The organism is Sinorhizobium medicae, assembly GCF_007827695.1.
Lineage (GTDB): Bacteria > Pseudomonadota > Alphaproteobacteria > Rhizobiales > Rhizobiaceae > Sinorhizobium > Sinorhizobium medicae.
In genome coordinates this window covers 536013-562848 of sequence record NZ_VITA01000001.1, presented here as the reverse complement: position 1 = coordinate 562848, position 26836 = coordinate 536013, and the positions used below count along the sequence as shown (strand labels likewise).

The following is a 26836-nucleotide window of genomic DNA, read 5'->3' as shown; positions in this document are numbered from 1 at the left end:
ATCCCGCCCAAAAAGATCAAGCAAGTCCCCTTCACCGGCAGCATTCTAGGGCCGCCAAGAGTTACCAGTCTCACAAACCGAACGGAAATGTATCGGGCACGCCGGCCCTTGTGTGTTCAGGTCCGAGCGGCTCGACCGGGTTCGTTTCATCGAACCAGACGAATGCATCGAACTGCCGCGGCAGCGAGGCGTGGGAATAATGGCTCAACCGTTCCGTTTCCGGTCGGTAGATGACTCCGATGAAGCGCTCGAGCATCGGCTTGAGAAGGCATTCGCTCAGGGGCGCGTGGCGGGCAAAATCGATGAGGAAGCGCGCTACGCCTGAGTCGTGAAGCACACGCTCGTAGCTCCCTTCGAGCGAGGCCCGGATAGTCTTCACTTCCATGTCGCCATCCCAATCGCTTGCGGCAGCCACACGGCCGCTATGCGTGCCGAAGCCGATCAGCACAGCCTGATCGCCGTAGCGCTCACGGCAGAGCTGGCCGATGTTCAACTCCTCGCGGGCAGTACCCATGTCGGTGTGGCGGGCGTCGCCGATATGAGAGTTGTGCGCCCACACGACCGCCTTCGATTGATCGCCGCGCGCGTTCAACAGGTGCTCGAGCGTCTCGAACATATGGCTGTCACGCATGTTCCAGGAGTCAGGCCCGGCATAATACATGATCCTGTAATAGCGCTCGGCCGAGGCCACCAGCCGCGCATTCTGTACCGCGTCGAGAAGCTCGTCGCCGCTACCGCGGCCGGCTTCGAGCTGCTTCTCCAGAAGTTCCCGGCATTGCTCGACGACGGCTTCCTCGCATTTGCGGAAGCCTGCCGTCATCGCAGCACGGCCATACGTCGATGGTTCGTTCTGCCAGGGCGTGAGACACCCGTAGCGCGCGCGGGCAACTGCAGCCGCTTGTGGATCGGTCTGGTCAAGATATCGCAGGACGGCGGCAATGGAGCCGCGGATGTTATAAATGTCGAGCCCATGGAAGCCGGCCCGATCGGAGGCCTCCCTGCTGCCGTTGAGCTCGCGCATCCATTCCACGAACTCCATCACTTCGCGGTTGCGCCACATCCAAACCGGGAACCGCTGGAAGGGCGCGTCCTGTAGCATGCCCGGCGCTCGGTGGCGAACATAGCGGTCGATCGCTGCGGCATCCGGCCAATCCGCCTCGACCGCCACGATCGTAAATCCATGTTCCTCGATCAGACGGCGCGTGATGGCCGCGCGGGCACGATAAAATTCCGACGTGCCGTGGCTTGCTTCTCCGAGCAGCACGACCCGCCGCCCGGCGAATCTATCGAAAAGCCGCCCGAAGGCCGGATCGTCGAAGGCGGGCAGCGGTTCGGCCGCCGACGCCACCATCTGCGACAGAGTGGGGGCCGGCCTGAGGCTCTGCCTTGCCCGGGGCTCCGCCCGCTCGTCGTGCCAGCCATATTCGCCGATTAGCGGCACAAACCTTACACCACCGAGGTCCTGCTCCTTAAACGTCGTGGCACTCACGCGCGTGACCTTCAGCAGGCGCTGTTCGTCCGGCGGCCCGACGGGGATGACGAGGTGGCCGCCAAGATCGAGTTGCTGCTTCAGCGCATACGGTATCTCGGGACTTCCAGCCGCAACCAGTATGGCGTCGAAGGGGCCTGCTTCCGGCCAACCGGTGGTACCGTCGCCGACGCGGACATCGATATTCTTGTAGCGGAGGTCGGCAAAGCGCTGCCCGGCGATCCTGGCGAGCCCTGCATGGCGCTCCATCGTATAGACATGTGCCGCGATCCGGCTGAGCACTGCGGCTGCATAACCGGATCCGGTTCCGATTTCGAGCACCGTGTCGCCGGGCTGAACCTCGGCTCGCTCTATCATCAGCGCCACGATATAGGGCTGCGAAATCGTCTGGCCGTGGCCGATCGACAACGCCGAATCCTCGTAGGCGAACTCTTCGAAGCCCGGGTCCACAAAGGCCTCCCGCGGAACGACGCGCATCGCTTTCACCACATGGTCGTTCCTAATTCCCCTCCGCGAGAGGTGCGACGCGATCATGCGTTCGCGGGCTCTGGAAAAATCAATCATGGCGGTGCCTCCTTGCGTCTCCTCGCAGCCCGGTACTCGATCATCTCCTTATTCGAACAGGCGACCTGGCATGCGGCCTCGGCCGGGTCGCCTGTATCGAACCGAAACGGGGGTGTGCAGCCGCGCGGGAAACTTCGGACTGCCGCCTGCTGCTACAACAGCGCCGGGGGGCTGAGGCGTTCCCGTTCGCGTGTCACCTCATCGAGGCTGTACGGGTTCGAAGCGGCGTCGAACCGGGTCCAGCCGTCTTCCGTAAAAGCGCGTCGCCGGAACGATATATCGACCGCATTGCGGTTTCTCAGAATACCATCCGCTTGGGCGACCAGCTTCTCATCGGCCCTGACCACCACTAGCGCGCTGCCTCGGCGCACGCCCTCTGCGTAAAGATGCGCATCCTCCTCCTCGAGACCGGAGTGGGTGAGCGTTTCGATGATGCCGCCGGCACACTCTCCGGTGAGAGCCCCGGCGGCGGCCGACGCAAGCCAGCCGGCCCCGACGACAGGTCCGATCCCTGGTGTCACCATCAGGTCCAGGCCCATCAAAAGCCCCGTCGCGCCGGGCACGGCGCCGCCGCTCGTATAGCGCTCGCCCGCATTGTTGGCGACGATGCTCATATCTTCCGAGGGAAACCCCGCCGCTTCGAGATCGCTAACCGCCCCTCGCGCTTCGTCGTAATCATCAAACAGCCCTGCCACGACCCTCATGTCTTCTTCCTTTTCCTTCTGCAGCGCATAGACGGCTGAGGAGCGTGCGCGGTGTCGCCCGTATCAGCGCCGATCTCTTCCAAAGAGTTGAGACGTGGGATGCGGGCAGGGCCCAGGCTTCCTCATACCGCTTCCAGGCGCAGTCAGCGGCGGCTTCCGGGACACTCATCAGCACTGCAAGGCCTAAGACGTTATACTTCAGGCCCTCGTTCTCGGGCGCCTGATCCGGCCCCCAAACCTTCCAGGCCGGAATTGGTTCCGCCGACGGCCGTGGCCGAGATCAATGGGAAACCTGCACTGGACTCGGCATTGAAGATGCGGTCGGAACATTCGCGCCCCTTCTCGGTTGCACCTGCGACCGCAGGTTTGGGTTTCAGTTTGGAGGAAGCGCAATGGCTACGAATGCAAAGGACGGCAAGGCCGCCAAGAGCTCGAAAGGGACACATGGTGGAAATCGGGCAGGAGACCAGGCGAAGAAGGACGATGTCAAGAAAAGCAGCCAGTCGGCCGGGAAGGATCCGCAGAGGGGCAGCCGATAAGGCGCCATTGGCCACAATCCGCCCGGGCTGAACGAAAGGAACAATCATGCTGAAATGGGCTCTGATTTTTTTCGTAATCTCGTTGATCGCCGGGTTTCTCGGCTTCTCCGGCATATCGGCCGCGACGGCGGGGATCGCAAAGATATTGTTCTACATTGCAGTCATCATTTTTCTCGTCTTCCTCGTGCTGGCCCTGGCGGTTGGAGGCGCCGTAACTTAGAGCAGACCCATTGAATGCAGAATCCAGTCGCCGCGTGCCTCATCCAAGGCTTGCTTTACAGAGTAGGCAGCGGCCGGCCAAGGTGGTCAACGGGCGCGCTGACCTGGTATGGCCAGAGCGGCTTCTATGCCGATGTCCAGGCCGGCTGAGCTGGTTCTCCAGCGATCTCCCTTCTGCCATTCTCGGCAATCTCGCCAGCGGCAATGACGGCTTCGGCTATGGCTTGATTCTCGAAGCCGCCAGCGCTTCGCCATTGGCGACAACTGGGCGCTCACGCCCCAGGCGCAGTTGAGCTGCGCCTCGGTCGATTTCGACGACTTCACCGATCCGTTTGCCGCCCGTGTCTCGCTCGATGACGGCGACAGCCTGCGTGCCTGGATCGGCATGAGCATCGATTATGAGAATGTCTGGCAGGGGCAGCAAGGCGACACACGCCGTATGGGGGTCTATGGCATTGCCAACGTCATTCACGACATGTCGGGCCGTATGCGGGCCCGGATGTCGGAGGTGACGCTCGACAGCCAACCCGAGGACCGGCGAGATCGGCCTTGGCGGCAGCTATAATTGGGGCGACGACAAATACGCACGCTATGGCAAGCTACGCGCCACCACCGGCCTTACCGACTTCGGCGACAGCCATGCCCTGGGCACCGTCGGACTGCGGGTCAGGTTCTGACGGCATTCAGAACGAGGGGACAAGTGAAAGGGCGGCCCGCGGGCCGCCCGGAATTGCAGGCAATCAAAACTTTGGAGCAGTTCCGCGCTGTTTTGGCGGTGACGGGCACCCAGCCCCGGTCACTCGCCACCCGGCTCGGTCAGTGCAAGCTCTTGGAGTGCATGCGCAGGAGCGAGCGAGCTTCCATCGCCGAACCGGGGCGCATGGCCGCCACATATTGCTCGGTCAGCTCCATCATCGCGAGCGCGATTTCCTGCCATGACCAGCCCGCCTCTTCGGCCAGGGCGGTCAGGACGAGGAACTCATCCTCTAATGCACGCTGACATTCAAGCTCGCGGCTGATCTGCTGGCTATGAACGGTGGGGCTGATCACAGGCATATGCTCCTCCCACAACGGCGCATCGACAGACGCGCTCGGTCGCTGTAGCGATTTGATTTACTTATTGGTTTTGCCCTTCGCTTCGGCTCGGGGCACTCATGCGATAGCTGCCAGACAAACGCCACGACCGCGCCGGCGGTTCCATCACGTTCGCACCTGGGCGCATTGCCGCAGAATGATCGGCGGATTTTGCAGGAGTGATTCCGCGTTGTTGAAGGGCGTGCCGCCCGTTCTGCCCCAACGGAACTTCCGAAAGACTGGCGTGTTGTCACGAGAGTCCCGTTCATTTGGAAGGCCAGTATGACATCAATGACCCCGCACAGCCCATCGGAAGGCCCCTCAGAGCCGCTCGCGCTGCCGCAGCTCGTGGATGAGGAAGCCGAGGCCTTCGTCGCCGAGGCGATCGCGGAGCTGGGCCGGTCGGGAATTCCGTTTCTGATCGCGGGGACTTTTGCCGTGAGTGCACATACCGGAATATCGCGGCCGACAAAGGATCTCGACGTCTTCTGCAAACCCGGTGACTACATCCGGATCCTCAATCATTTCAAGGCGCTCGGATATGCCGTCGAAATCGAGGACGACCGATGGCTTGGAAAGGTTTTCAAGGGCAAATCCTTCTTCGACGTGATCTTCTCATCACCGAACGGAACCATGATGGTCAGCGACTCCTGGTTCGCCAATGCTCTGCCGGTGGAGATCGGCCCCTCCATCTGCCAGGTCGTAGCGCCGACGGAACTCGTCTGGTCCAAGTCGTTCATTCAGCTTCGCCACCGCTACGACGGTGCCGACGTCGCGCATGTGATCCTCAAGGCCTATGACCGGATCGATTGGACAAGATTGCTCGGTTACATGGAAGCGCATTGGGAGGTCCTGCTCATTCACATCCTGAACTTCCGCTGGATCTATCCCTCGGAGCGGGACAAGGTTCCGCTCTGGCTGGTGGACGAGCTTTTGAGCCGGCTGGCGGCACAAAGAGACCTGCCACTGCCCCAGACGAAGATCTGCCGCGGCAGGATGTACTCTCGACCCGACTATGAAATCGATGTGAAGGAATGGGGTTTCGCTGACGTCGGAGGCGACTCCGACCTCAGCGCGGAAACTGAGGATAAGGACTGATGAGCAAGCTGAAGGTGGCCGCCGTGGCGGACCTGCATGTAAAGGAGGACCGATCGGTCTCCTACACGGACCTGTTTGCGGAAGTCTCGCGCGCGGCGGATGTGCTTGTCATTGCCGGCGACCTGACGGACCTGGGAAAGCCTGCGGAAGCAGAACTGCTCGCCGCGGATATGAAATCCTGCACCATTCCGGTCGTCGCTGTGCTCGGCAATCATGACCATCAATGCGACGCCGTGGAGGAGGTCTCGTCCATTCTTGTGAAAGCGGGTGTGCATCTCCTCGATGGTCAAAGCATCGAAATCGCGGGCGTCGGCTTCTGCGGAACGAAGGGTTTCATCGGCGGCTTCGGGCGGCACATGCTGGGTGCCTTCGGCGAAGCGGCGATAAAGACCATGGTCGGAACGAGCGTCGACGAAGCGATCCGGCTCGAAAACGCATTGAGGGCGACCAGGGCAGAGCGCGCGCTCGTCGTGTTGCACTACTCGCCCATTCCCGAAACCGTCGACGGAGAGCCCAAGGAGATCTATCCGTTTCTCGGGTCCTCGCGTCTTGCGGAGACCATCGACCGTTTCAAGGTGAGCGCCGTCGTCCACGGCCATGCCCACAAAGGCGCCTATCAAGGAAAGACACCCGGCGGGGCTCCGGTCTTCAATGTCGCCGCCCATGTCGAAAAGCCGACGGGCAGACCCTACGCCATACTCGAACTCTGATGCGTCATCACCCGGCCGAGCCTTTCCGCCCGCCGGCGAGCCGTCACGGTCTGAGGACCACCTTGATGCAGCCGTCCTTCCTTTCCGCGAAAGTCTTGTAGAGTTCGGGGCCGTCGGCGAGCCCGCCGCGGTGGGTCACCACGAATGAGGGATCGATCTCGCCCTTTTCTATGCGGTCGAGGAGCGCCGGCAGATAGCGCTGCACAGGCGTCTGAGCCATTCTGAACGTCAGCCCGCGGTTGATCGCCGAACCGAACGGGACCTTATCAAGATAGCCGCCATAGACACCGACGACGGAAACAGTGCCGAAGTTCCTGCAGCAATGGATCGCCTGTCGAAGCACATGTGGCCGGTCCGTTCCCATGAACGTTGCGACCTTCACGCGATCGACGAGGGAACCCAGGCTTGCACGGCTGTCAGCCTCCGTCCCCACCGCATCGATACAGGCATCGGCCCCCCTGCCGTGCGTGATCTCCATGATACGGTCGTAAATGTCCTCCGCTATGTAATCGAGCGTCACGGCGCCGGCGGTCTCTGCAAGTCTCAGCCGCTCCGCAATCGTGTCTATCGCGATGACCCGCTCGGCGCCGAGCAGGAATGCCGAACGGATCGCCATCTGTCCCACCGGACCGCAACCCCAGACGGCTATCGTCTGGGCAGGCTCGATGTCGCAGAACTCCGCCGCCATATAGCCGGTTGGAAAGATATCGGAGAGGAAGAGCGCCTGCTCGTCCGTCAGCTCGTCCGGGACCTTGATCGGTCCGACATCGGCGTGCGGCACCCGGAGATACTCCGCCTGTCCGCCGCTATAGCCTCCGAGGAGATGGGAGTAGCCGAACAGACCGGCGGGTGAATTGCCCCAGAGCTTCGCTGCCTTCTCCCGGTCGGGGTTGGTCCGCTCGCACGCCGAATAGAAGCCCTTCCGGCAGAAAAAGCACTCCCCGCAGGAAATGGTAAACGGTACGACCACCCGGTCGCCAACCTTCAGATTGGAGGCGCCGCTGCCGACTTCCACGACCTCTCCCATGGTTTCATGGCCCAGAACGTCGCCATTCTCCATGGATGGGATGAGGCCGTGGAAAATATGAACGTCCGATCCGCAAATCGCACAGGCCGTGACCTTGATGATGACGTCTCGTTCATCCTTGATTTCAGGATCGGGCACGCTCTCGCAACGGATATCGCCCTTGCCGTGCCATGTCAGCGCTTTCACGTCGGAGCTCCTTGTCAATCGCTGGAAGAAAAAGAAAAGGACGGCGCTCTGCTCGTCCTTCACATTCCTCCAAACACGGAGCTGGGGCAGGTGTTCCCAGGATCGGAGGTGATCGAAGCCGGATGCCCGCACGAAGCGGGCTCCGGGTTCGCTCCAAGGCGATCACACGACGAGCACGAAATCTCCTGCAGTCAGTCCCGGCTGTGTAGAGAGGACTGCAAACTGCACGGCCGTATGCCCCGAAAGGTTGCCGTCAGCATCATAGTAGAGCGCGCCCGTCGTCGTATCGTAAACGACTCTTTGGTTCACGCCTTGCGCCTCCGTTGCGCCGGCCGCCGCGTAGAACTGGTTGCTTGCCAGCGAACCGCCGCTCAGGCTGGTGAAAACGCTCTTCGACAGAAAGAGCCGGTCTCCGGCGGTAAAATCCAGAACCATGTCGACATTGCTCGCTCCCAAAGCGAAGTCGAACTGGAAAATATCCGCCCCCGCGCCGCCGGACAGCATGTCGCTTCCGCCGCCGCCCGACAGCAGATTTGCATTGCCGTCGCCGCTCAGGCTGTCATTGCCGGTCCCGCCCCAGACGTTCTCGATATTGCGGACCGTATCCTCGGCCACCCCGCCGACCATGACAGCCGTGGAGGCGGCACCGTTGAGGGTGACGGAAACCGATGCACTCTTGTCGCGGTAGTTCGCCGTGTCGGAGGCCGCCCCACCGTCAAGAATGTCCGCTCCGCCGCCGCCGGTAAGCAAATCCTTGCCGTCATTGCCATTGAGGGTGTTGGCGGAGTCGTCGCCCGTCAGCGTATCGTTGCCCTTGCCGCCGAATACGTTTTCAATGTTTCGGATTGTGTCTTCCGCGACCCCGCCGACGAAGACGAAGCTGTCACCGGCGCCGAAGAGGGTCACATCGACAGCCGCCGCCTTCTCGCGATAATCGGCCGTATCGGACCCCGCCCCGCCATCGATGAAGTCAGCGCCGAGCGCTCCACGAAACGTGTTGCTCGCGCCATCGCCGACAAGTGTGTCGGCACCGGACCCCGCCAATATGTTTTCTACACCGCGAATGACGTCTTCCGCAACTCCGCCGACCAAGACCGTCGCGTTCGTGGTCCCGTTGAGCGTGACGGAGATCGCGTCGGCTTTCTCGAGGTAATCCGCAGTGTCGATGCCATTGCCGCCATCCAGCACGTCACTGCCCAAGCCGCCTTTCAGCGTATCGGCACCGTCATTGCCAAGCAGCACATTGGCCAGGTCGTCGCCGACAAGCGTGTCGCCGGCCGAACCGCCTGCAACGTTTTCGAAGTTGCGGATCGTATCTTCGTTAAGGCCGCCCACCTTGACAAGCGCGGCATTCGCGCCACTGAGCGTGACGACAACCGACGTCACCTTGTCCCGATAATCGGCCGTATCGACCCCCGCGCCGCCGTCCAGGCCGTCTGCCCCGGCCCCGCCGCGGATTGTGTTGCTGTTGCCGTCGCCTGTCAGCACGTCGGCGCCGGCGCCTCCGAAGATGTTCTCGATATTGCGGACCGTGTCCTCGGCCACCCCGCCGACAGTGGCTGTCGTATTAGCCACACCCGCAAGGGTCAGGACGACGGCAGCGGTCTTGTCGCCGAAGTCTATGGTGTCTGATCCGCTGCCGCCATCCACAACGTCCTGGCCGCCGCCCCCCTTTAGCAGGTCGGCGCCGCCGCCCCCGAGGAGGCTGTTTGCCAGCGCATCGCCGGTGATCACATCCGCCAGGGCGCTTCCAGTGATGCTTTCGACGTTGCGCAACGTGTCCTCGGCCGCGTTGCCTATGAACACCCTCGCGTCAATGGCGCCGTTGAGCGTTACAGCGATCGCCTTCGCCGAGGCCGAATAGTCGGCCGTGTCGGTACCCGCCCCGCCATCGAACACGTTCTGCAAGCCGTCGCCAACGAACACGTCGTTGCCCGAACCGCCGATGATGTTCTCGATGTTGCGCAGCGTATCCTCCGCGATGCCGCCGACGAGGACCGTTGCCGGGCTCGCGCCGGCCAGAGTTACGACAAGCGATGACGTCTTGTCGCTGAAGTCCGCCGTGTCGCTGCCGGCAGCGCCATCCAGCACATCGGCGCCGAGGCCGCCACGGAACATATTGGCGGCGGCATCGCCCGTGAGCTGATCGTTTCCCGCACCGCCGATGATGTTTTCGATGTTTCGGACCGAGTCCTCCGCCGTTCCGCCGACGGTCGCAACGGCATCGATCGCTCCGTTGAGGGCAAGCACGACGGATTGCGCCTTGTCGCTGAAGTCCGCGGTATCGCTGCCGGAGCCGCCGTCAAGCGCGTCGGCGCCAAGACCACCGCGAAACGTGTTGGCAGCGGCATCGCCGCTGAGCGTATCGTCTCCCGAACCCCCGACGATGTTTTCGATCTTGGCGATCGAGTCCTCGGCAAGGCCGCCGACTGTCACTGTGACGGGATTGCCGCCATTCAGCGCCACGACGATGGCAGCCTGCTTGTCGCTGTAGTCCGCCGTATCGCTGTCCTCGCCGCCGTCCAGTATGTCGGCACCGCTGCCGCCCATGAGCCAGTCGTTGCCGCGCGCACCCGAGAGCTTGTTGGCGGCGGCATCGCCGGTAAGCGTATCGCCTGCCGATCCACCTACGATGTTCTCGACGTTGCGGATCGTATCCTCCGCAACGCCGCCGACGAAGACTGTAGCTCCATTCGCACCATTGAGCTGCACGAGGACGGAGGATGTCTTTTCGCGCAGGTCGAAGGTGTCGACCCCGTTGCCGCCATCGACGGTATCGTTGCCCTCGCCACCGAACAGGGAATCGGCGCCAATGCCGCCATTGAGAATGTCGTTTCCTACCTCACCGCGAAGAATGTTGTCCCGATCATCGCCCGTTAGGATGTCGTCGCCCGAACCGCCATAGACGTTTTCGAAGTTGCTGATCATGTCCTCGGCGATGCCGTTCACGAAAACTGTCACAGGTGTCGCCCCGGCCAGCGTGACCACGACGGAGGCTGTCTTGTCGGTATAGTCGGCCGTATCATTCCCGCCGCCGCCGTCGAGCACGTCGTTTCCGCCGCCTCCCCGGAAGAGATTGTTCAGCGCGTCGCCGGTGATAAAGTCGTCGCCGGAGCCCCCGTAAACGTTCTCTACGTTGGCAAGCGTGTCCTCCGCGACGCCATTGATAAAGACGGTCGCCGCCGTCGCACCGGTCAATGTGACTACGATTGGGGCCGCCTTCTCGCGATAGTCGGCCGTGTCCACACCCGCGCCGCCATTGATGATGTCTGCGCCTCCAAGTCCCTGAAGCAGGTCGTCGCCGGCTAAACCATTGAGGCTGTCGTCCGAACCCGTGCCGATGAGAATATTGTTTCCAGAAGTGCCGTTGATGACTGCCATTGGAATCCCTCCCTGAAGGCTCCTGATGAGACGCTGGAACGCTGCGCCCACGGCTTAGAGAATTAGTGAAAGAAACGAGCACTGGTGATGATGCGCTTCTTGGGTGTTTTCGCTCACGCAATCCCACCGGGTACCGGCGCGGGATTCAAAAACTGTGCGGCTGTCCGCTTCCCGCTCGAAATGCAACAATCAATATTGTTCAATGGCGTGGGGCCGGCTCGACCTGAGCATCTGGTCTTGGCGGTTCCTTTTCACGAAATTGCATTCAGCCCTGTTTCGAAAGTCCAGCCAGAGCGAAAGCAGGCGGCGAGGTAATGCGGAGCCGGGCCCCGCGCTCATACGCGATTGGACGGCGATCCTCTTCGCCGTCTACTTCCGAATTGTTCGGATCGCTGAAGTGCATCGTGCTGTCCCGGTCGCATTTGGTTGCGCAAGATATCCCTGTGGGATATTGCCACCGCAAACAACCGGCGGGAATATACCGAACCATATAGTGATAAAGACTATCTCGGACGTCGGAGGATACTCGGAACTCAGCAGAAATTGTCTGCCCACTATTTTCCGGGAAACTAGGATCTCTGGTCTTGACTATATATTGATCCGGACGAATTTCCCTCACTATTCGCGCGGACGGCGCGCTGACCCCATTGCGAACTCAGGCTTTCAGAGTGTTGGTGTACTGAACGTGAAGGGCGGCAAGCGTCGCGCGATTGCTGATGTCCAGCTTGCGAAAGATATTGTGCAGGTGGATGCCGATCGTTCCCTCGGATGTTCCGAGCCTGGATGCGATCATACGGTTGGACAGGCCGCCGCAGATCAGCGCTGCGATCTCACGTTCGCGTGGCGTCAGCAGACTGAACCTTTCCAGGGTCACATCTTCGCTGACCTGGGACGCCTTCTCCATCAGATCGGCGGGAAGCCACTTTCCGCCCATGGCAACCTGCCGCATGCAGTCCAGCAGCGCTTCCGGCGCATACTCCTTCAGAAGAAGACCGGAGAGGCCCATCTTCAGCGCTTCCGCGACCTGAGGTCCGCTGATGGTGGCGGTCAGGAAAATCACTCTCGTAAAACGGTGGGTACCGCGAAGCGCCCTGAGGATCTCCAATCCGCCCATGCCCGGCATGGCCACGTCAAGGACGGCAATATCGGGCTGGAGGCGGGATATGAGTGAGATGGCTTCGACCCCGCTCGCGGTCGCGCCCACGATGGTGAAGTCCGGCGCCGCGGCAATGATGTCTTGCAAGCCCCTGAGGAGCAACGGATGATCGTCGACGAGCAGCACCGTATGCATCATCTGAGCCCCGGCTTTAGCGGCAGCGTGATCGTCAGACCGAGCCCCGGCGAACTCCGGCAAATTGCCAGACTGCCGCCGAGTTCCGCAATACGTTGCGACAGCGAGAAGGGCTTCTTGGACGTGAGTCCATCCGCTATTCCTGTGCCGTTATCGGAAATATCCAGTTCCAGAAGGCCTGCGCTCCCGATAAAGCCGATCCGCACCACTGTGGCTCGTCCATGGCGCACTGCATTGGCGACAGCCTCGGAAATCAGCTGCATTATCTCGAAAAGCATCCATCGCGGGACCATCATTCCAGGCGATCCGATCGAAACGTCGATGCTGCAACTCCACTGCATTCGCAGAAGGTCGAGAAATTCCGGCAGGTCCTGATCGAGCCTCGCGAGATTGCCCTCCTCTCCGGGCCGGTTCTCATCGACGAATTTGCGCACGCATTGCTGTTGCTCGAGAATGAGCGAACCCACCTCCATCAGCTTCTGCCTTGCGCCATCGGGGAAAGCTTCACCGATGAGCTTCAGTTTGAGGCGCGCGGCCGTGAGATTCTGAAGCACGCTGTCATGCAGGTCGCGAGCGAGTCGCATTCGCCCTTCGGCACGGGCAGCCTGGATGAGAGCGACACGCTCGAGCTCCGTCCCGACGCGCGTTGCGATGATCTGAGTCAGGTCTTTCATGTCGTCGGTTGAATTTGCGTAGCTTATAACGAAAACGCGGCCCCGGTAACGGAGGCTCGAAAAGGCCGCGGAAACCACCTTGCAATTTGGCCGGCCGGCATTCGCGTGGATCTGGGGCAGATCGGCGAAAAGGCCGTTCAGGGCCTCACCGCTCCTCGAATGGCGTTCGTCGCAGCCATCGGGATCATGGCGCCGCCAGAATTCAGGATCCCTCAGGTCAGCCAATTGGAGCCGACCACTCGTCCAGAATGCGGCGCATCCGGACTCGAACTCCTGTTCGCGCCAGATGACGAGCAGATGCGCATCTCCCAGAACGCCGGAAGCATGCTGCAGGACGATGCTCAACCAGGATAGGCGGTCCTCGCCGATCGCGCCAGACGGCCATTGCGCGAGCTGCGCAAGGCGCTGCCGGCTTCGTTCCCGATACGCCCCGAAATAGCCGAGCGTCGCCGCGATAAGCACAAAATAGATCGAACGCATGATGAATATGTTGAGCTCGGCGTCCCCATCCAGGAGATCGGGAAGCCCCACCACGAGCTGAACGATCAGCGCGATCAGCGCCCCCAGCGAGGCACCCTTGAGCCCCCAGCGCATCGTCATGGCAAGGATCACGAAAGGCAGAATAGAGAAGAACGGGCTCGCCAGTTCGTTCGTCAGAAAGGTCAGCCAACCGACGACGGCGGCGTCGACGCCGTGGATCAGCAGGTGCACGGGGCTGACGAACGAAAACCGCAGTGGAAAAAACACCAGGGCAACCGCGAGGAGAAGGTAGAGGCCGAGAACAAGACGAGACTCGTAAAGCATCGAGTTCGGACGGGTGGGATCGAGATAGATCGCCAGTATCGCAAAGACTGCGGTGATCACGCGACCCAGGCAAATCAGGCGTTCCGGGTCGGTACGCAACAACCATTCACGCGCCGCCCCGGCAAATTCCTTGGCGGGACGATACGCACGCAAAGTCGCGTCATTCCGGGTGATCGCCATGCGTACTTCGCCTTCACGCAATCGCGTAAATAAAATATGTATTAGTATGCGGCGATCTTCACTGCGAACGGGTCGAAAGTCAACGACGCGAAAGAATCTCCGTCGCTTGCGGGTTTCCCCTTTTCATCCCGGACCTAGGTGCGCCTGAAGAGACGCGCGACGCCGGAGTGGCCTCGGCGGGCGGCGGCGCCCTGCCTGCCGAGAACCAGCGCGGCGACTGCAAGGCCCACAACGCAAACCGCCGCGGTCGCAGCGATCGGAACCCGGTGGCGCGAGCGGAGGCCTCCGTCGATCCCCCCGGCTACTGCGGGCGGCCTGAAGAGATTGCCGTGGCTGGTGGCCGCACGCGGCGCCCGGCTCAAATAGCGGGCGGTCATGCGCGCCATGAGCCGCGTCGTGGTTTCAGGGGCAACGAAATGTGCAAAGCGCGTCAGGTCGGCGACAAGACCCACGGTCAGTTTATTACGCGGGCGTTCTGCCAGACGAAGGATGGCGCGAGCGGCACGACGTGCATTGTAGACGGGAGGAGGAACGCTGAGCCTGCGGCCGGTATAGTTGGCGCCGTGCACGACCCCGGGCGTATCCAGGAAAGTCGGATATACGTCGCAGATGTGAATATCGCGCTCCTCGGCGAGCTCGGCACGCAGCGCTTCGGAAAAGCCTCGAAGGCCGAATTTGCTGGCGCTGTAGGCCGCAGCGAAGGGCGCAGAGGCGAAGCCGCCGAGTGAGATCATGTTGATGAAGGTGCCATGGCCCTGCTTCCGAAAAATCGGTATCGCGGCATGCGCGTCGTTGAAATGACCGATCAGGTTCGTGCGGATGACCTGTTCATGCGCTTCGATCGGCGTTTCGTCGAAGCGGCCGACTGCGCCGACGCCGACATTGCTGAACCAGACGTCGATCCTGCCGAAGCTCATCGCCTTCTTGGCGAGGCCCTTGACCGCCTCGGCATTGGTCACATCCGTCGGGGCGACGAGAACCTCCGCTCCAAGCTTTCGGCAGGTTCGGGCCACCTCGTGCAGTGCTGCCGCGTCGCGCGCCGCCAGCACGAGCTTTGATCCGCGTCGTGCGAAGGCTTCGGCGGTGGCCTGCCCCACACCCGACGAGGCCCCGGTGATGACGACCACCGCACCTTCAAGATTCAACATTTCGCTCCTCCATTCGCGGGTCGCAGGCGCCGCAACCGCACCCGATCGGGTCGACCCGATCTGAAACATCATGATCTAGCGCTTCGTCTTACCCGCATCCGACAGCTTGCCACGATGCGGATCCTTCAGGTTTTCGCCGACGGCGTCGCGGTCGCGTTCCGGGTCGTCCTTGGCGGGGAGATAGCCTCTCGGGCGTGTCTCCTTCGGTCCTTCCCAGCGGGGCGACTGCTCGGTCGTGCCGGGTGCCCCTTCCTTTGGCGTTTTCATCGTTTTCTCCATTCTACAAGTCGAACCCGCATACACGGACCGCACTCATTCCTGGTCCTTCATGTCGGGCAGGGGATTGCGTTGATCGGCATCCTCGAGATCCGATTTGACGATGTACTCGTCCCTCTTCAGGCGCGCCGCCTCCCGCGCGGCCTTGGCATTCGTGATGTCGTCCGGTTCAAGAGGGGGCTTTCCGGTCTCCGGATGCAGGTCGCTATCGTTTTCGACAGGCCGTTCATCGGGCTTGACATCCAAAGGGTCCGGCATCTGGCGCTTGGTCTTCTCCATCATGCTCTCCTGCTGCACAATTCCTCGGGTCAGTGGGGGCAACGTGAAGCCTTGGACGAAGTTCCATGCGCGCTCTTCCGAAGCGCTCGAGCCCGGAACAAAGGGTCGTCTGCCTGAGTTAGGGCCGCGTGTTGCGGGGAAAGCCCCGGCGACGCCGATGCCATTCCAGAAAGAGCTTTGCCTAGACGCAGCCTGCCAAGGAGTTCGTGACCATGGAAAGATTTCCGCAGCCTCCCTTCCCCCGCCAAAAGCAGGAAATGCCTGGCACCACCGACCAGATGCAGCCGCTTCCCGACCACGGTGAGAACTCTTACCAGGGCTCCGGACGCTTGAGAGACAAGAGAGCCATCATCACCGGCGGGGACAGCGGTATCGGCAGAGCCGTGGCGCTCGCCTTCGCCCGGGAGGGAGCGGATGTCCTTATCAGCTATCTGAGCGAGCATGAAGACGCCATGGCCACCAAGGCCCTGGTGGAGGAAGCGGGCCGCAAGGCAGTCCTCGCCGCGGGCGACATCCAATCTTCCGACCATTGCCGGCGGATCGTCGAAACGGCGGTCCGGGAACTCGGCGGTGTCGATATTCTCGTCAACAACGCGGCCCACCAGGCCTCTTTCAAGAACATCGAGGATATAAGCGACGAGGAATGGGAGCTGACATTCCGGGTGAACATGCACGCGATGTTCTACCTGACCAAGGCAGCCGTGCCGCACATGAAGAAGGGCAGCGTCATCATCAATACAGCTTCCATCAATGCCGACGTCCCGAACCCGATCCTGCTTGCCTATGCCACGACGAAAGGCGCGATCCACAATTTCAGTGCCGGTCTCGCGCAGATGCTGGCCGAGCGCGGGATAAGAGTGAATGTCGTAGCGCCCGGTCCGATCTGGACCCCGCTGATCCCCTCCACCATGCCCGAGGATAGCGTCGCCAACTTCGGCAAGCAGGTGCCGATGAAACGTCCGGGGCAGCCGGTAGAACTCGCCTCGGCCTACGTAATGCTCGCGGATCCGATGTCGAGTTACGTATCCGGCGCGACCATCGCGGTGACCGGCGGAAAGCCTTTCCTGTGAGCGAGCTGAAGCTGCGAGCGTTTCTGCTGAAACGCCCTACAGCGCCGTGGGTCTTATTAGACGCAGACGGTCGCTGTAGCGCTTCGATCTGCTGTCCAAATCAATATGAAATGAAAATTTCATATTGATTTTCATCGGAATTCGTATTCCATTTCCTCCCGACTCAAAGATCTGGCCAAGGGAGGTTATTTCCGTGAAACGTCTACTGTCCGCTGCCGTCCTGGCGCTCATTGCCGGCACGGCCCACGCCGAAAACATCGGCATCTCAATTGCCCGTTCCGACAGCGCGTTCCTCACCATTCTGCGTAATGGCATGCAGGATCAGGCTGGCAAGCTCGATGGCGTCACCGTCCAGGTGGAGGACGCGCAGAACGACACCAGCCGGCAGCTCGACCAGGTGCAGAACTTTGTCTCCTCCGGCGTCGATGCGATCATCGTCGTTGCCGTCGACGGCGATGGCACGCCGGCGCTGACGAAAATAGCGACCGATGCGGGCATTCCGATCGTCTATGCGAATCATCCGCCGGCCGATGTCGACAAGCTCCCCGAGACGGCGGCCTTCGTCGGCTCCAACGAGATCGATTCCGGCACGCTCGAGACGAAGGAAGTCTGCCGGTTGCTCGGCGGCAAGGGTGCGGCCTACGTCCTCATGGGACCGCTCAACAACCACTCCTCTCTGATCCGCACGAAAGACATCCATGACGTCATCGCCACCGACGAATGCAAGGGCATGAGCGTCATCGAGGAGCAGAGCGCCAATTGGGACCGGCTCGAGGCCGCCAACATCATGACGAACTGGCTCTCCGCCGGACGAGAGTTCGACGCGGTGATCGCCAATAATGACGAGATGGCGATCGGCGCGATCCAGGCCATGAAGGCGGCCGGGATCGACATGTCGAAGGTCGTGGTGGGCGGCATCGACGCGACGCCGGACGGATTGGCCGCCATGGCTGCCGGCGACCTGGACGTGACCGTCTTTCAGAACGCGATCGCTCAGGGAGCGGCCGCAATGGACGCCGCAGTCGCGCTCTCGCGCGACCAGGAGACCGAGCGGCAGATCTGGGTTCCCTTCGAACTGGTGACGCCGGAGAACATGAAGGACTACGCGACGGCAAATCAGTAAGGCGGCAACGGCGGGAGACCCCCTCGTCCCCCCTGCCGGGACGTTCTCTCCGCAAGCGGACGGAGGGGACTCGCGGCAGCATTCCGCACGTCTTCACCGCCGCATGGAAGTCATGTCGCCGCGTGCCACTTGTCCCTTCTCCCCGTCAGAAACGGGGAGAAGGTCCCGGCGGGAGATGAGGCGCCCGTGCCCTGCACCCGCCGAATGAACTCCGCCCGCACCAACGGCAAAACTGTCCTCCATTCGTGAATTTCATTCACAGGCATTGCGACTGGCGAGGTGCTTATCGCAGTCGCCCGAATGCCGCATATTTCACCGCGAAACGTCAACCATCGCCAACATCTTCGAGCCCGCTTCGCCTTGGCGATTGGCGGCTGGAAAGGATTTGTCATGCCTCTGGCAATCTTCGCATTGACGATCGCGGCCTATGCGATCGGCACCACCGAATTCGTGATCGTCGGTCTCTTGCCGACGGTCGCAACCGACCTCGCGATCAGCCTGCCGCTTGCCGGCCTCATCGTCAGCGTCTACGCCCTCGGCGTCACGTTCGGGGCGCCGGTGCTCACGGCTTTGTCAAGGCGGATCGAACGCAAGCCCCTGCTTCTCGGCCTGATGGCGCTCTTCATCGGCGGCAACACGGTGGCCGCACTATCCCCGAACTACGAAATGCTGCTCGTCGCCCGCGTACTTTCCGCCTTCGCTCACGGCGTCTTCTTCTCGGTCGGCGCGACGATAGCCGCCGACCTCGTGCCGGAAGACCGCCGCGCTTCGGCTATCGCCATGATGTTCATGGGCCTCACGGTCGCGATCGTCACGGGCGTGCCGATCGGGACCTATATCGGCCAGGCTTTCGGCTGGCGGGCCACCTTCTGGGGCGTTGCTGCACTCGGCGTCGTAGCCTTTGCCGGAATTGCCACCCTGCTGCCGGGCTCGCTCACCAAAGCCGCTCCGGCGAGCCTTCTCGACCAGGTGCGAGTGCTCGGCTCCGGCAGGCTGCTGTTGGTCTTCGCCATGACCGCACTCGGCTATGGGGGCACCTTCGTCGCCTTCACCTTTCTGGCGCCGATCCTGCAGGAGGTCACCGGCTTTTCCGAAAACAGCGTCAGCCTGATCCTGGTGCTCTACGGCGTCGCGATCGCCGGCGGCAACATCGCCGGCGGGCGGATCGCCAACACCAACCCCGTCAAGGCGCTCATCGGCCTTTTCCTTCTCCAGGCGCTCGTATTGGTTATCTTCAGCTTCACTGCCGCCTCGCCGGCACTCACTCTGGTGACACTTACCGCTCTCGGCTTCCTGTCCTTCGCCAATGTGCCGGGCCTGCAGCTCTACGTGGTGCAGCTTGCCAAGGAGCATCGCCCCGGTGCCGTCGACGTCGCCTCCGCGCTCAACATCGCGGCCTTCAATCTCGGCATCGCGCTTGGCGCCTGGCTCGGCGGCCGGGTGGTCGGCTCTCCGCTCGGACTTGCCTCCACCCCCTGGGTCGGCGCAATCCTCGTCTCAGGCGCGCTCCTGCTCACGCTTTGGAGCGGCCTTCTCGACCGGCGCGGCGAGTGCGGCGAGCCTTTGGCTGCAGCAAACTGAGGCGTGCTGAAGACGGCGCTGCCGCGAGATGCGGCAGCGCACAATTCTTCATTGCGCCGCGCCCAGCCAATGCTTATAAAGCGGGAACTCACCCCGGACCCGGTGAAACCCCGGGTGGCTCTTCTGGCCGCCGATCCGCCAGACAACGCAACAGCATCAAACCGTAGCGAGCCGGATAGTCCGCCGGCCGGGTGTGCTACTATTGCGAAGAAAATCAATGAAGCTGACATTTACGAGTTATAAACGCGAATGGTTCTCCAACATCCGCGGTGACGTCCTTTCAGGCATCGTCGTGGCGCTTGCGCTGATCCCGGAGGCCATCGGCTTTTCTGTCATTGCCGGCGTCGATCCGAAGGTCGGCCTGTTCGCCTCCTTCGCCATTGCATGCGTTTCCGCCTTCACCGGCGGCCGTCCGGGCATGATTTCAGCGGCGACCGCCGCCACCGCCGTGCTGATGGTGACGCTCGTCAAGGAATACGGCCTCGAATACCTGTTTGCCGCCACCCTGCTGATGGGGCTCATCCAGATAGCCGCGGGCTTTCTGAAGCTCGGGCGGGTCATGCGCTTCGTGTCGCGTTCTGTCATCACCGGATTCGTCAATGCGCTTGCGATCCTGATTTTCATGGCGCAGCTTCCCGAACTCATCGGCGTGCCGCACGTAACCTATGCGATGATCGGGGCGGGGCTCGCGATCATCTATCTCTTCCCCTATGTCACCAAGGCGGTTCCGTCGCCGCTCGTCGCAATCGCCGCCCTGACAGCGATCGCCGTCTGGACCGGCATGGACATCCGCACCGTAGGCGACCTCGGCGAATTGCCGTCAAGCCTGCCGATCTTCGCCCTTCCGCAGGTGCCGCTCACCTTCGAGACGCTGCAGATCGTCTTCCCCTACTCGGTGGGACTTGCCGCGGTCGGACTGCTCGAGTCCCTTTTGACTGCGCAAATCGTCGACGACATGACGGATACGACGAGCAACAAGAGCCAGGAATGCATCGGCCAGGGCGCAAGCAACATCGCATCCGGCCTCATCGGCGGAATGGGCGGCTGTGCGATGATCGGCCAGTCGGTCATCAACGTGACCTCCGGGGGACGCGGGCGGCTATCAACCTTCGTGGCCGGTGCCCTCCTTCTCTTTCTCATCCTCGTCCTCGACGACATCGTGCGCATCATTCCGATGGCGGCACTGGTGGCGGTGATGATCATGGTCTCAATCGGCACCTTCTCCTGGCGTTCGATCCTGGACCTGCGCCGCAATCCCCTGCCCTCCTCCGTCGTAATGCTGGCAACGGTCGTTACCACCGTCGGAACCCATGATCTCGCAAAAGGCGTTCTGGTCGGCGTGCTCTTGTCCGGGATATTCTTCGCCGGCAAGGTCGCGCGCCTCTTCCATGTCCGCTCGATACTTGACCAAAGCGGCCGGGAGCGCACCTATTACGTCGACGGCCAGATCTTTTTTGCCTCGACGGAGGGTTTCGTCGGCGCCTTCGATTTCGCCGAACCGCTGGACAAGGTCGTCATCGACGTGAGCGGGGCGCATCTATGGGACATCACCGCAGTCGGCGCGCTCGACAAGGTGGTGCTGAAATATCGTCGCCACGGCGTGGCGGTGGAGGTGATCGGCCTCAACGAGGCAAGCGCCCATATGCTCGACCGCTTCGCCGTGCACGACAAGAGCGAAGAGGCGGGCGCGGCCCTCACTCCAGCCCATTGAATTTCGCCGTCCCCGGGTTGAATCGGATCATCCCGGGGTTATAAGTTCTCATCCCTTCCGCCTGTTCGGATCGCGTATATCCTCACGATCCCCTCTCTCTTCCTACCCTGCAGTCGAGAGCCCTCATGCCGTTTTCGACCTTCCTTGTCCGAAATTGCCGATGGCTCGCAGGCGGGTTTCTGCTTTGCTTCTTCTCTTCCTTCGGTCAGACCTTCTTCATATCGCTCTCTGCGGGTGACATCCGCCGAGAGTATGGCCTCAGCCACGGCAGCTTCGGTACTCTCTACATGGCGGCCACGCTTTTGAGCGCCCTGACCCTTCCCCAGTTGGGACGGATCGTGGACCACATCCGGGCCTGTCATGTCCTTCTGCTGACGCTGCCGCTGCTGGCCTTCGCAACGCTCTCGATGGCCTATGCCTCGACCTGGCTCTGGCTCTTTGCAACGATCTATCTGCTGCGGCTGTTCGGTCAGGGCATGATGACGCACAACGCCATGACAGCGATGGGCCGATGGTTTTCCGCACAGCGCGGAAGGGCGGTTTCAATCGCGAGCCTCGGCAACCAGGCGGGCGAGGCGTTGTTCCCCCTCGTCTTCGTTGCACTCGCGCCACTTATAGGCTGGCGGCAGACCTGGCTTTTTTCGGCTGCCGCCATTCTCCTCGTCGGTCTCCCGGCGATCTATGTGCTCATACGGACCGAGCGAATGCCAAGTGCCAGCGACGGGCCCGAGCGCCGGTTCGCGGCGCGGCATTGGACACGCTCGGAGGTCCTGCGCGATCCGGTTTTCTGGTTCGCGCTCTCCGGCGTGCTTGCGCCGGGTTTCATCGCCACGACCATCTTTTTCCACCAGGTCTACCTGGTCGAGCTTCGCCACTGGTCGCTCGAGGTGTTCGCCGGAGCTTTTGTCGTGTCGTCTACCCTGACGGTGGTGTTTTCGTTGGTCACGGGTTACCTGATCGACAGATATTCGGCCGTCGACATCCTGCCTTTCTATCTCGTGCCGCTCGCCGCCGCTTGCTTCACCCTCGCATTCATCGATTCTCAATGGAGCGCCTTCGCCTTCATGGCGCTGCTAGGGGCGTCGCTCGGCTCGTCCACCACCCTGTTCGGAGCACTCTGGCCGGAGATTTACGGCGTGCGGCATCTCGGCAGCATACGTGCCGTGATCGTCGCGCTGATGGTGTTCGCGACGGCGATGGGGCCCGGCATCACGGGCTTTCTAATAGACGCCGGCGTCCCCTATTCGTGGCAAATCGCAGGCATGGGCATCTACTGCCTGTTCGGCATATTCGTGATGAATGCGGTCCGGAGCGAAGTCCAGTCGCGCAACACGGTGCTGCCGGCAGAAGAGTAGGAACCGCACCCTTATTCGTCGATCCGGAAGCCCACCTTCATCACCACCTGATAATGCGCGACCTTCCCGTTTACGATCTGACCGCGAATCTCGTCCACTTCGAACCAGTCGAGATTCCGCGTGGTTTTCGAAGCACGCGAAATCGCGCCATCGATGGCTTCGGTTATCGAGTTCGGTGAGCTACCGATCAGCTCGATCTTCTTATAGACGTGCTCGCCCACGGTTTCCTCCTGAGGGGTTCTGGTTGCATCCGGGCCCCGCTGCAGGGGCGCGGGCCCGGGACGACAGCGCAATCGCCGCCAGCGTCAATCATGCCTGCGTTGAGCGCGAACCGCCAGAGATCGAACAAAACCGGCATCCATCGCGCCTGGGCCCGCTGCCATCGGATGGAAAGTGCTATATTCTGCGTACTGGCCTACGTCCAACGCGGCGTTCCTGCGAAACCCGCGCACGGCAAGGAAGGAGGCTTTTATGCTGCCTACCCGACGCTCCCTTCTGACCGCATTTCTCGCCGTGCCCGCGCTGCCCGTTTGCAATCGAGCCGCGGCTCAGCAACCGACACTACCGCTCACGCCCGCTTGCCGCGACGATGACGACCTGACGCCCGCACTTACGGCGGGTCCGTTCTACAAGCCCGATGCGCCGCTCAGGCACGACCTTTCCGGCGACGCCCCGGACGGCGAACGCATCACCATCGCCGGCTACGTTCTCGACGGAAATTGCCGTCCGATCGCCCGCAGCCTCGTCGAAATCTGGCATGCGGACGAGACCGGCGCCTACGATACGCGCGGCTACAGGCTACGTGGACACCAGGTGACCGATGAACGGGGACGCTGGTGGTTCAGCACCATCATTCCGGCACTCTACCCCGGACGAACCCGCCATTATCACTTCCGCGTGCGCCGTCCCGGCGCCCCCGTCCTGACGACGCAGCTCTTCTTTCCCAACGAGCCCCAGAACGACGGCGACCGCCTTTATTCTCCTTCGCTGCTGCTCGACCTGCGCGACACGGAGGACGGCAAATTCGGCCGCTTCGACTTCGTGGTTTGACGCCAATGTCGCGACCGGCGGGAAGACCTCAGACAGCTTAGCTTTTCGCACTCGAGTTCGGGTTGCGCTTGTCTCCGTCACTGACGCCCCCTTTCGAGGCTTTGGAGCCGCCGCCCCACTCCTGCGCCTTGCGGGCCTCGTCGCCGCCCACGTGACCCGGCTGTTTTTTCTTGGCGGTGCCGCTTTCTCCCTTGTTCTTCGCTCTGTCCGTTTTCTCGTCCATATCGGCCTCCATCCGCTCTGCTCGATCGGTCGGCACATCCACTGTACCGGCAGGGTCTGACACTGGGGCCGAACAAGCGGGGAAGCGATCGGTTCCTCGGCGAAGGACGCGGTTCGATCGACGCTGCGTCTGGAACATTCGACGGGGGCGCGGGTTTGCCTTCCCGTCACCTGAAAGTACCCAGACAGGAGAAAGGTCTGATGTCCGATACCGATAGCGAATATGGAGCGCCGGGCGTCGGCCCCTCGGCCGAAGGCGCCGCGCGGACCAGCACGATAACCGCCTTGTTCGACAACCGCTCGCAAGCCGAGGCCACCGTCGAGCGCCTCCGCGAAGCGGAACTCGGTGCTGCCACTGTTCAACTGGTCCTCGGCAGCGGCGAGGGCTCTGCGCCCGCCGCACCGGACGGCATCTGGACCGCGCTGGAGAACTTCTTCTTTCCCAGCGAGGATCGCGAGATCTACGCCGAAGGCCTGCGCCGGGGTGGTTATCTCGTCACGGTTTCCGGGATCGACGATGCCGGCTACATGACTGCGCGCGACATCCTCGACGACGAGGGAACGATCGACCTGGACGAGCGCGTCGACCTCTGGCGGCGCGACGGCTGGAGCGGCTGGCAGCGCAGTACTTCGCCGGGGATGGATACAAGGGCTCCGACGGAAGAAACCTTTGGCGCCGCCGCCGGTGATCACGCCAGCCCCAGCATCACGCGAGACCATGCCCGAAGTTCCGCGACCGTCCGGGCATACCGGAGCGAAGCGGGTGCAAAGCCGGTGGAGAGTTCCGGTGATGCTTCATCCTTCACCAACCGTGACGAAGGACAGCCTTTCGGCGAGCCATCCTACGGTGCACCGGCGACGGAGCGAGCCGGGGGCGACAGGCTTGGAAAGGATCGCGTGGGTTGGGATGGAGACCGGCCACATGGCAGCAATGGACTTTCGCCATCAGGCAGAAACTCAGAGTAAAGTCATGCCTGGCGCAAACCTCATTACAGGTGGCTGCCTTTGCGGCAAGCGGCGCTATGCCTTCAAGGGGCCGCCTTCGCACGTCGGATACTGCCACTGCTCCATGTGCAGGCGCGCGACGGGCGGGCCGTTCACCGTCCTCGTGCGAACGGAGGGGTCATCAGTGCATTGGAACACTCCACCCGCCCTCTACCGCTCGTCCCCGATCGCGGTCAGAGGGTTTTGCCCCGATTGCGGTAGTCCGCTGTTTCTTCAATACGACGACGACCCCAGGCTGCGGTTCACGGCCGGGACACTCGACTGGCCGGAAGGCCTGGCTCCAACAGATCATTACGGCGTTGAGAGCCGGCTTCCCTGGGATGACAGCGGTCCCAGCCTTCCGGCGGAAGAAACCAAGGAACGATTCTGACCCTGCCCTGCCGGAGGCACACCGTCCCCGGCAGGAAGGCCGTGATCTTACCAGGGCCGCCAGCTATTCGACCAGTAACGGCTCTTCAGATCGCTCAGCCGGTCCTCGATATCGGCGATCAGATCTTCAATCCGCGACGAACTCCGCGAATGCCAGTAAGGACGGCTCGTGCCTGCAGCGAGCAGCCCGAGCAGGCCGATCACTGCGAGTGCCGTCCAGGCGGGGTGCTCCCTTGCCATTTCGCCCGCTCTTCGGCCCGTATTGGCGATCGCCCTACCGGAAGAAATGCCCAGCTCCGAGAGCCTTTCGCTCAGCGCATTCACCTGCTCGCGCAGCGACCTGACCTCCTCTTCGATGCTCGCTTGATTCGGAACGCCGACCGATCCGTTCTTCGTATCGACGACCCCCCGCGGTATTGTGGAACCGAGTCGCTTCTCCTGTGCCATATGTTCCTCCGTGTCTGGGTCCTAACTCGTCAGGGATAGCTACCCGGAAACGGCGGGCGGGGGCCGGGAGTTCCTTTTCAGGTGGAAATTGGATTTGGCGCAAGGCAGAGAGCAATCGTCTGGCGCTGATTCAAAGCCGGTTAGGGTTGCAGTGGATTGAAGATCATCGCGAACTTCGTTCCTCCAGCGGAAGCGCGATCATCGGTTCATGTTGTCGCTAAGCCCGCAACGCCAATGCCATTTGGCTGCGAGCACAAGCGGCGTGACCGCGGCCGGGAGGCTCCGGCGGCGATCGAGAGGGCTGGCTCCGGTAACCGCTGAGCAACGGTTATGTTCATTCAGTAGAGGTCGCCGCCCGGTTTCGAGCGGCCCAGGATCACAGCGATGAAAGGGCCGCTCCCAAGCTCTTTACCTTGTGGAGCGCCCCTGTTCTGCTTGACTATTTCGCAGGGTTTGGGCCGATCCGCTTGCCGTGAGCGACGCGTTCCGCGGCCTTGTGGACCATGGTATACGCATAATCTATGCCCATGCCGTAGGCGCCGGAATGTTCCTTCACGAGCGTCGTGACGGCGTCATAGGTCTCCTTCCGTGCCCAGTCACGCTGCCACTCGAGCAGAACCTGCTGCCAGGTGACCGGAATGACGCCGGCCTGAGCCATGCGATCCATGGCATATTTGTGCGCATCGGCCGACGTGCCGCCGGACGCGTCGGCAACCATGTAGATCTCGTAATCGGGGACATCGTGGAGAGCTGAAAGCGCGAAGGTCGTATTGCAGACCTCCGTCCACAGACCGGAGACGACGATCTTCTTGCGGCCGTTTGCGGCATTCTTTGCCAAAGCATCACGGACGTTCTGGTCGTCCCAGGAGTTCATCGACGTTCGTTCCAGAATGTCGTTTTCGGGAAATACGGCGAGCAGTTCCGGGAAGGTGTTGCCGGAGAAGGATTCCGTCTCGACGGTCGTGATGGTCGTCGGGACGTTGAAGATCTTGGCGGCCTTGGCAAGGCCGACGACATTGTTCTTCAGCACCTGCCGATCGATCGACTGGACGCCAAATGCCATCTGCGGCTGCTGGTCGATGAAGATGAGCTGGCTGTTTTCGGGGGTCAGGACTTCGAGCTTAGACACTTTGATTTCTCCGTTTGAAGTTTGGTTGCCGTTGCCGGCATTTAATTGCAAGCCTTCGCCGGTCGGCTGCCTGAGGCAGGCAGCCGTCTTTGTAGGGCCATGGACGAGTGGGTCGGAAGGCGAGGATCAGA

At 61.9% G+C, this 26836-nt stretch carries 27 protein-coding genes and 1 other annotated feature; of the genes, 13 read left to right on the top strand and 14 right to left on the bottom strand.

From position 1 onward, the window contains the following. Window positions 1-70 precede the first annotated feature (70 nt). Together FB009_RS02795 and FB009_RS02790 are read right to left on the bottom strand one after the other, a co-directional pair. Window positions 71-2053 carry a protein-L-isoaspartate(D-aspartate) O-methyltransferase gene (locus tag FB009_RS02795; protein ID WP_011969678.1) on the bottom strand — a complete coding sequence of 661 codons (1983 nt, stop codon included), beginning with the start codon at window positions 2051-2053 and terminating at the stop codon, window positions 71-73. Between the two features lie 152 nt (window positions 2054-2205). Continuing rightward, window positions 2206-2757, bottom strand: coding sequence for a general stress protein (locus FB009_RS02790; RefSeq protein ID WP_011969679.1), 552 nt, complete (start codon window positions 2755-2757; stop codon window positions 2206-2208). A gap of 392 nt (window positions 2758-3149) precedes the next feature. Here FB009_RS02790 and FB009_RS02780 point away from each other — a divergent pair, with 392 nt between their 5' ends. From FB009_RS02780 to FB009_RS02765, 3 genes are all read left to right on the top strand, one after another. Continuing rightward, window positions 3150-3296: a hypothetical protein gene (locus tag FB009_RS02780; RefSeq protein WP_018012305.1), complete on the top strand. Its 147-nt coding sequence runs from the start codon at window positions 3150-3152 to the stop codon at window positions 3294-3296. Window positions 3297-3342: 46 nt separating this feature from the next. Further along, window positions 3343-3516, top strand: a complete 174-nt coding sequence (locus tag FB009_RS02775; protein ID WP_011969681.1) for a DUF1328 domain-containing protein — start codon at window positions 3343-3345, stop codon at window positions 3514-3516. 288 nt (window positions 3517-3804) lie between these two features. Next, complete coding sequence (locus FB009_RS02765) at window positions 3805-4080, top strand: autotransporter outer membrane beta-barrel domain-containing protein (protein WP_024311082.1); 276 nt, start codon at window positions 3805-3807, stop codon at window positions 4078-4080. A gap of 251 nt (window positions 4081-4331) precedes the next feature. Here FB009_RS02765 and FB009_RS02760 read toward each other — a convergent pair whose 3' ends face one another. Continuing rightward, entirely contained in the window at window positions 4332-4571 is a 240-nt protein-coding gene (locus tag FB009_RS02760; protein WP_011969683.1) for a hypothetical protein, read from the bottom strand. A gap of 300 nt (window positions 4572-4871) precedes the next feature. Between FB009_RS02760 and FB009_RS02755 the strand changes: the two genes are divergently transcribed. Both FB009_RS02755 and FB009_RS02750 read left to right on the top strand, forming a co-directional pair. Continuing rightward, entirely contained in the window at window positions 4872-5687 is an 816-nt protein-coding gene (locus FB009_RS02755; protein ID WP_011969684.1) for a hypothetical protein, read from the top strand. After that, window positions 5687-6397, top strand: coding sequence for a metallophosphoesterase family protein (locus FB009_RS02750; protein ID WP_011969685.1), 711 nt, complete (start codon window positions 5687-5689; stop codon window positions 6395-6397). The genes FB009_RS02755 and FB009_RS02750 overlap by 1 nt, the downstream gene beginning before the upstream one ends. Window positions 6398-6440: 43 nt before the next feature. Here FB009_RS02750 and FB009_RS02745 read toward each other — a convergent pair whose 3' ends face one another. The 7 genes from FB009_RS02745 to FB009_RS02715 all read right to left on the bottom strand — a co-directional run bounded on the left by FB009_RS02745 (window position 6441) and on the right by FB009_RS02715 (window position 15643). Continuing rightward, window positions 6441-7610: a zinc-dependent alcohol dehydrogenase gene (locus tag FB009_RS02745; protein WP_127581244.1), complete on the bottom strand. Its 1170-nt coding sequence runs from the start codon at window positions 7608-7610 to the stop codon at window positions 6441-6443. Window positions 7611-7772: 162 nt separating this feature from the next. After that, window positions 7773-10991 (bottom strand): beta strand repeat-containing protein, encoded by a 3219-nt coding sequence (locus FB009_RS02740; protein ID WP_011969687.1) that lies wholly within the window; start codon window positions 10989-10991, stop codon window positions 7773-7775. 655 nt (window positions 10992-11646) lie between these two features. Next, window positions 11647-12282: a response regulator gene (locus FB009_RS02735; RefSeq protein ID WP_024311079.1), complete on the bottom strand. Its 636-nt coding sequence runs from the start codon at window positions 12280-12282 to the stop codon at window positions 11647-11649. Continuing rightward, complete coding sequence (locus FB009_RS02730) at window positions 12282-13940, bottom strand: sensor histidine kinase (protein ID WP_127581241.1); 1659 nt, start codon at window positions 13938-13940, stop codon at window positions 12282-12284. The genes FB009_RS02735 and FB009_RS02730 overlap by 1 nt, the downstream gene beginning before the upstream one ends. A 134-nt stretch (window positions 13941-14074) precedes the next feature. Continuing rightward, a complete protein-coding gene (locus tag FB009_RS02725; RefSeq protein ID WP_011969690.1) occupies window positions 14075-15088 on the bottom strand; it encodes an SDR family oxidoreductase in 1014 nt (337 codons plus the stop codon). A 75-nt stretch (window positions 15089-15163) separates the two neighbouring features. Continuing rightward, complete coding sequence (locus FB009_RS02720) at window positions 15164-15355, bottom strand: hypothetical protein (RefSeq protein WP_011969691.1); 192 nt, start codon at window positions 15353-15355, stop codon at window positions 15164-15166. A gap of 45 nt (window positions 15356-15400) precedes the next feature. Then, window positions 15401-15643, bottom strand: a complete 243-nt coding sequence (locus FB009_RS02715) for a hypothetical protein (protein ID WP_011969692.1) — start codon at window positions 15641-15643, stop codon at window positions 15401-15403. 212 nt (window positions 15644-15855) lie between these two features. Here FB009_RS02715 and FB009_RS02710 point away from each other — a divergent pair, with 212 nt between their 5' ends. The 5 genes from FB009_RS02710 to FB009_RS02685 all read left to right on the top strand — a co-directional run bounded on the left by FB009_RS02710 (window position 15856) and on the right by FB009_RS02685 (window position 22483). Then, the gene (locus tag FB009_RS02710; protein WP_011969693.1) at window positions 15856-16713 is read left to right on the top strand and encodes an SDR family oxidoreductase; all 858 of its coding nucleotides are present in this window, start codon (window positions 15856-15858) and stop codon (window positions 16711-16713) included. A 193-nt stretch (window positions 16714-16906) separates the two neighbouring features. Continuing rightward, window positions 16907-17836, top strand: a complete 930-nt coding sequence (locus tag FB009_RS02705) for a substrate-binding domain-containing protein (protein ID WP_026183636.1) — start codon at window positions 16907-16909, stop codon at window positions 17834-17836. 390 nt (window positions 17837-18226) lie between these two features. Further along, window positions 18227-19417 (top strand): MFS transporter, encoded by a 1191-nt coding sequence (locus FB009_RS02700; RefSeq protein ID WP_011969695.1) that lies wholly within the window; start codon window positions 18227-18229, stop codon window positions 19415-19417. Window positions 19418-19509: 92 nt separating this feature from the next. Further along, window positions 19510-19565: a sequence feature (sul1 is cis-regulatory element that is thought to sense ions involved in sulfur or methionine metabolism; They are found in Alphaproteobacteria), on the top strand. A 69-nt stretch (window positions 19566-19634) separates the two neighbouring features. Beyond that, window positions 19635-21128 carry a SulP family inorganic anion transporter gene (locus FB009_RS02690; protein WP_026183635.1) on the top strand — a complete coding sequence of 498 codons (1494 nt, stop codon included), beginning with the start codon at window positions 19635-19637 and terminating at the stop codon, window positions 21126-21128. A 125-nt stretch (window positions 21129-21253) separates the two neighbouring features. After that, complete coding sequence (locus FB009_RS02685; RefSeq protein ID WP_011969697.1) at window positions 21254-22483, top strand: MFS transporter; 1230 nt, start codon at window positions 21254-21256, stop codon at window positions 22481-22483. 11 nt (window positions 22484-22494) lie between these two features. Here FB009_RS02685 and FB009_RS02680 read toward each other — a convergent pair whose 3' ends face one another. Further along, on the bottom strand, window positions 22495-22704 hold the full coding sequence (locus tag FB009_RS02680) for a dodecin (RefSeq protein WP_011969698.1): 210 nt from the start codon (window positions 22702-22704) through the stop codon (window positions 22495-22497). 250 nt (window positions 22705-22954) lie between these two features. Between FB009_RS02680 and FB009_RS02675 the strand changes: the two genes are divergently transcribed. Beyond that, on the top strand, window positions 22955-23533 hold the full coding sequence (locus tag FB009_RS02675) for a dioxygenase family protein (protein ID WP_011969699.1): 579 nt from the start codon (window positions 22955-22957) through the stop codon (window positions 23531-23533). Between the two features lie 37 nt (window positions 23534-23570). Here the strand turns inward: FB009_RS02675 and FB009_RS02670 are convergent, their stop codons facing one another. Further along, entirely contained in the window at window positions 23571-23756 is a 186-nt protein-coding gene (locus FB009_RS02670; protein ID WP_011969700.1) for a hypothetical protein, read from the bottom strand. A gap of 200 nt (window positions 23757-23956) precedes the next feature. Between FB009_RS02670 and FB009_RS02665 the strand changes: the two genes are divergently transcribed. Together FB009_RS02665 and FB009_RS02660 are read left to right on the top strand one after the other, a co-directional pair. Next, on the top strand, window positions 23957-24721 hold the full coding sequence (locus FB009_RS02665) for a hypothetical protein (protein ID WP_011969701.1): 765 nt from the start codon (window positions 23957-23959) through the stop codon (window positions 24719-24721). Further along, the gene (locus FB009_RS02660) at window positions 24663-25130 is read left to right on the top strand and encodes a GFA family protein (protein WP_318893237.1); all 468 of its coding nucleotides are present in this window, start codon (window positions 24663-24665) and stop codon (window positions 25128-25130) included. The genes FB009_RS02665 and FB009_RS02660 overlap by 59 nt, the downstream gene beginning before the upstream one ends. A gap of 47 nt (window positions 25131-25177) precedes the next feature. Here FB009_RS02660 and FB009_RS02655 read toward each other — a convergent pair whose 3' ends face one another. Next, on the bottom strand, window positions 25178-25576 hold the full coding sequence (locus FB009_RS02655) for a hypothetical protein (protein WP_011969703.1): 399 nt from the start codon (window positions 25574-25576) through the stop codon (window positions 25178-25180). Window positions 25577-26015: 439 nt separating this feature from the next. Next, complete coding sequence (locus FB009_RS02650; RefSeq protein WP_011969704.1) at window positions 26016-26705, bottom strand: hydrolase; 690 nt, start codon at window positions 26703-26705, stop codon at window positions 26016-26018. Window positions 26706-26836: the final 131 nt, after the last annotated feature.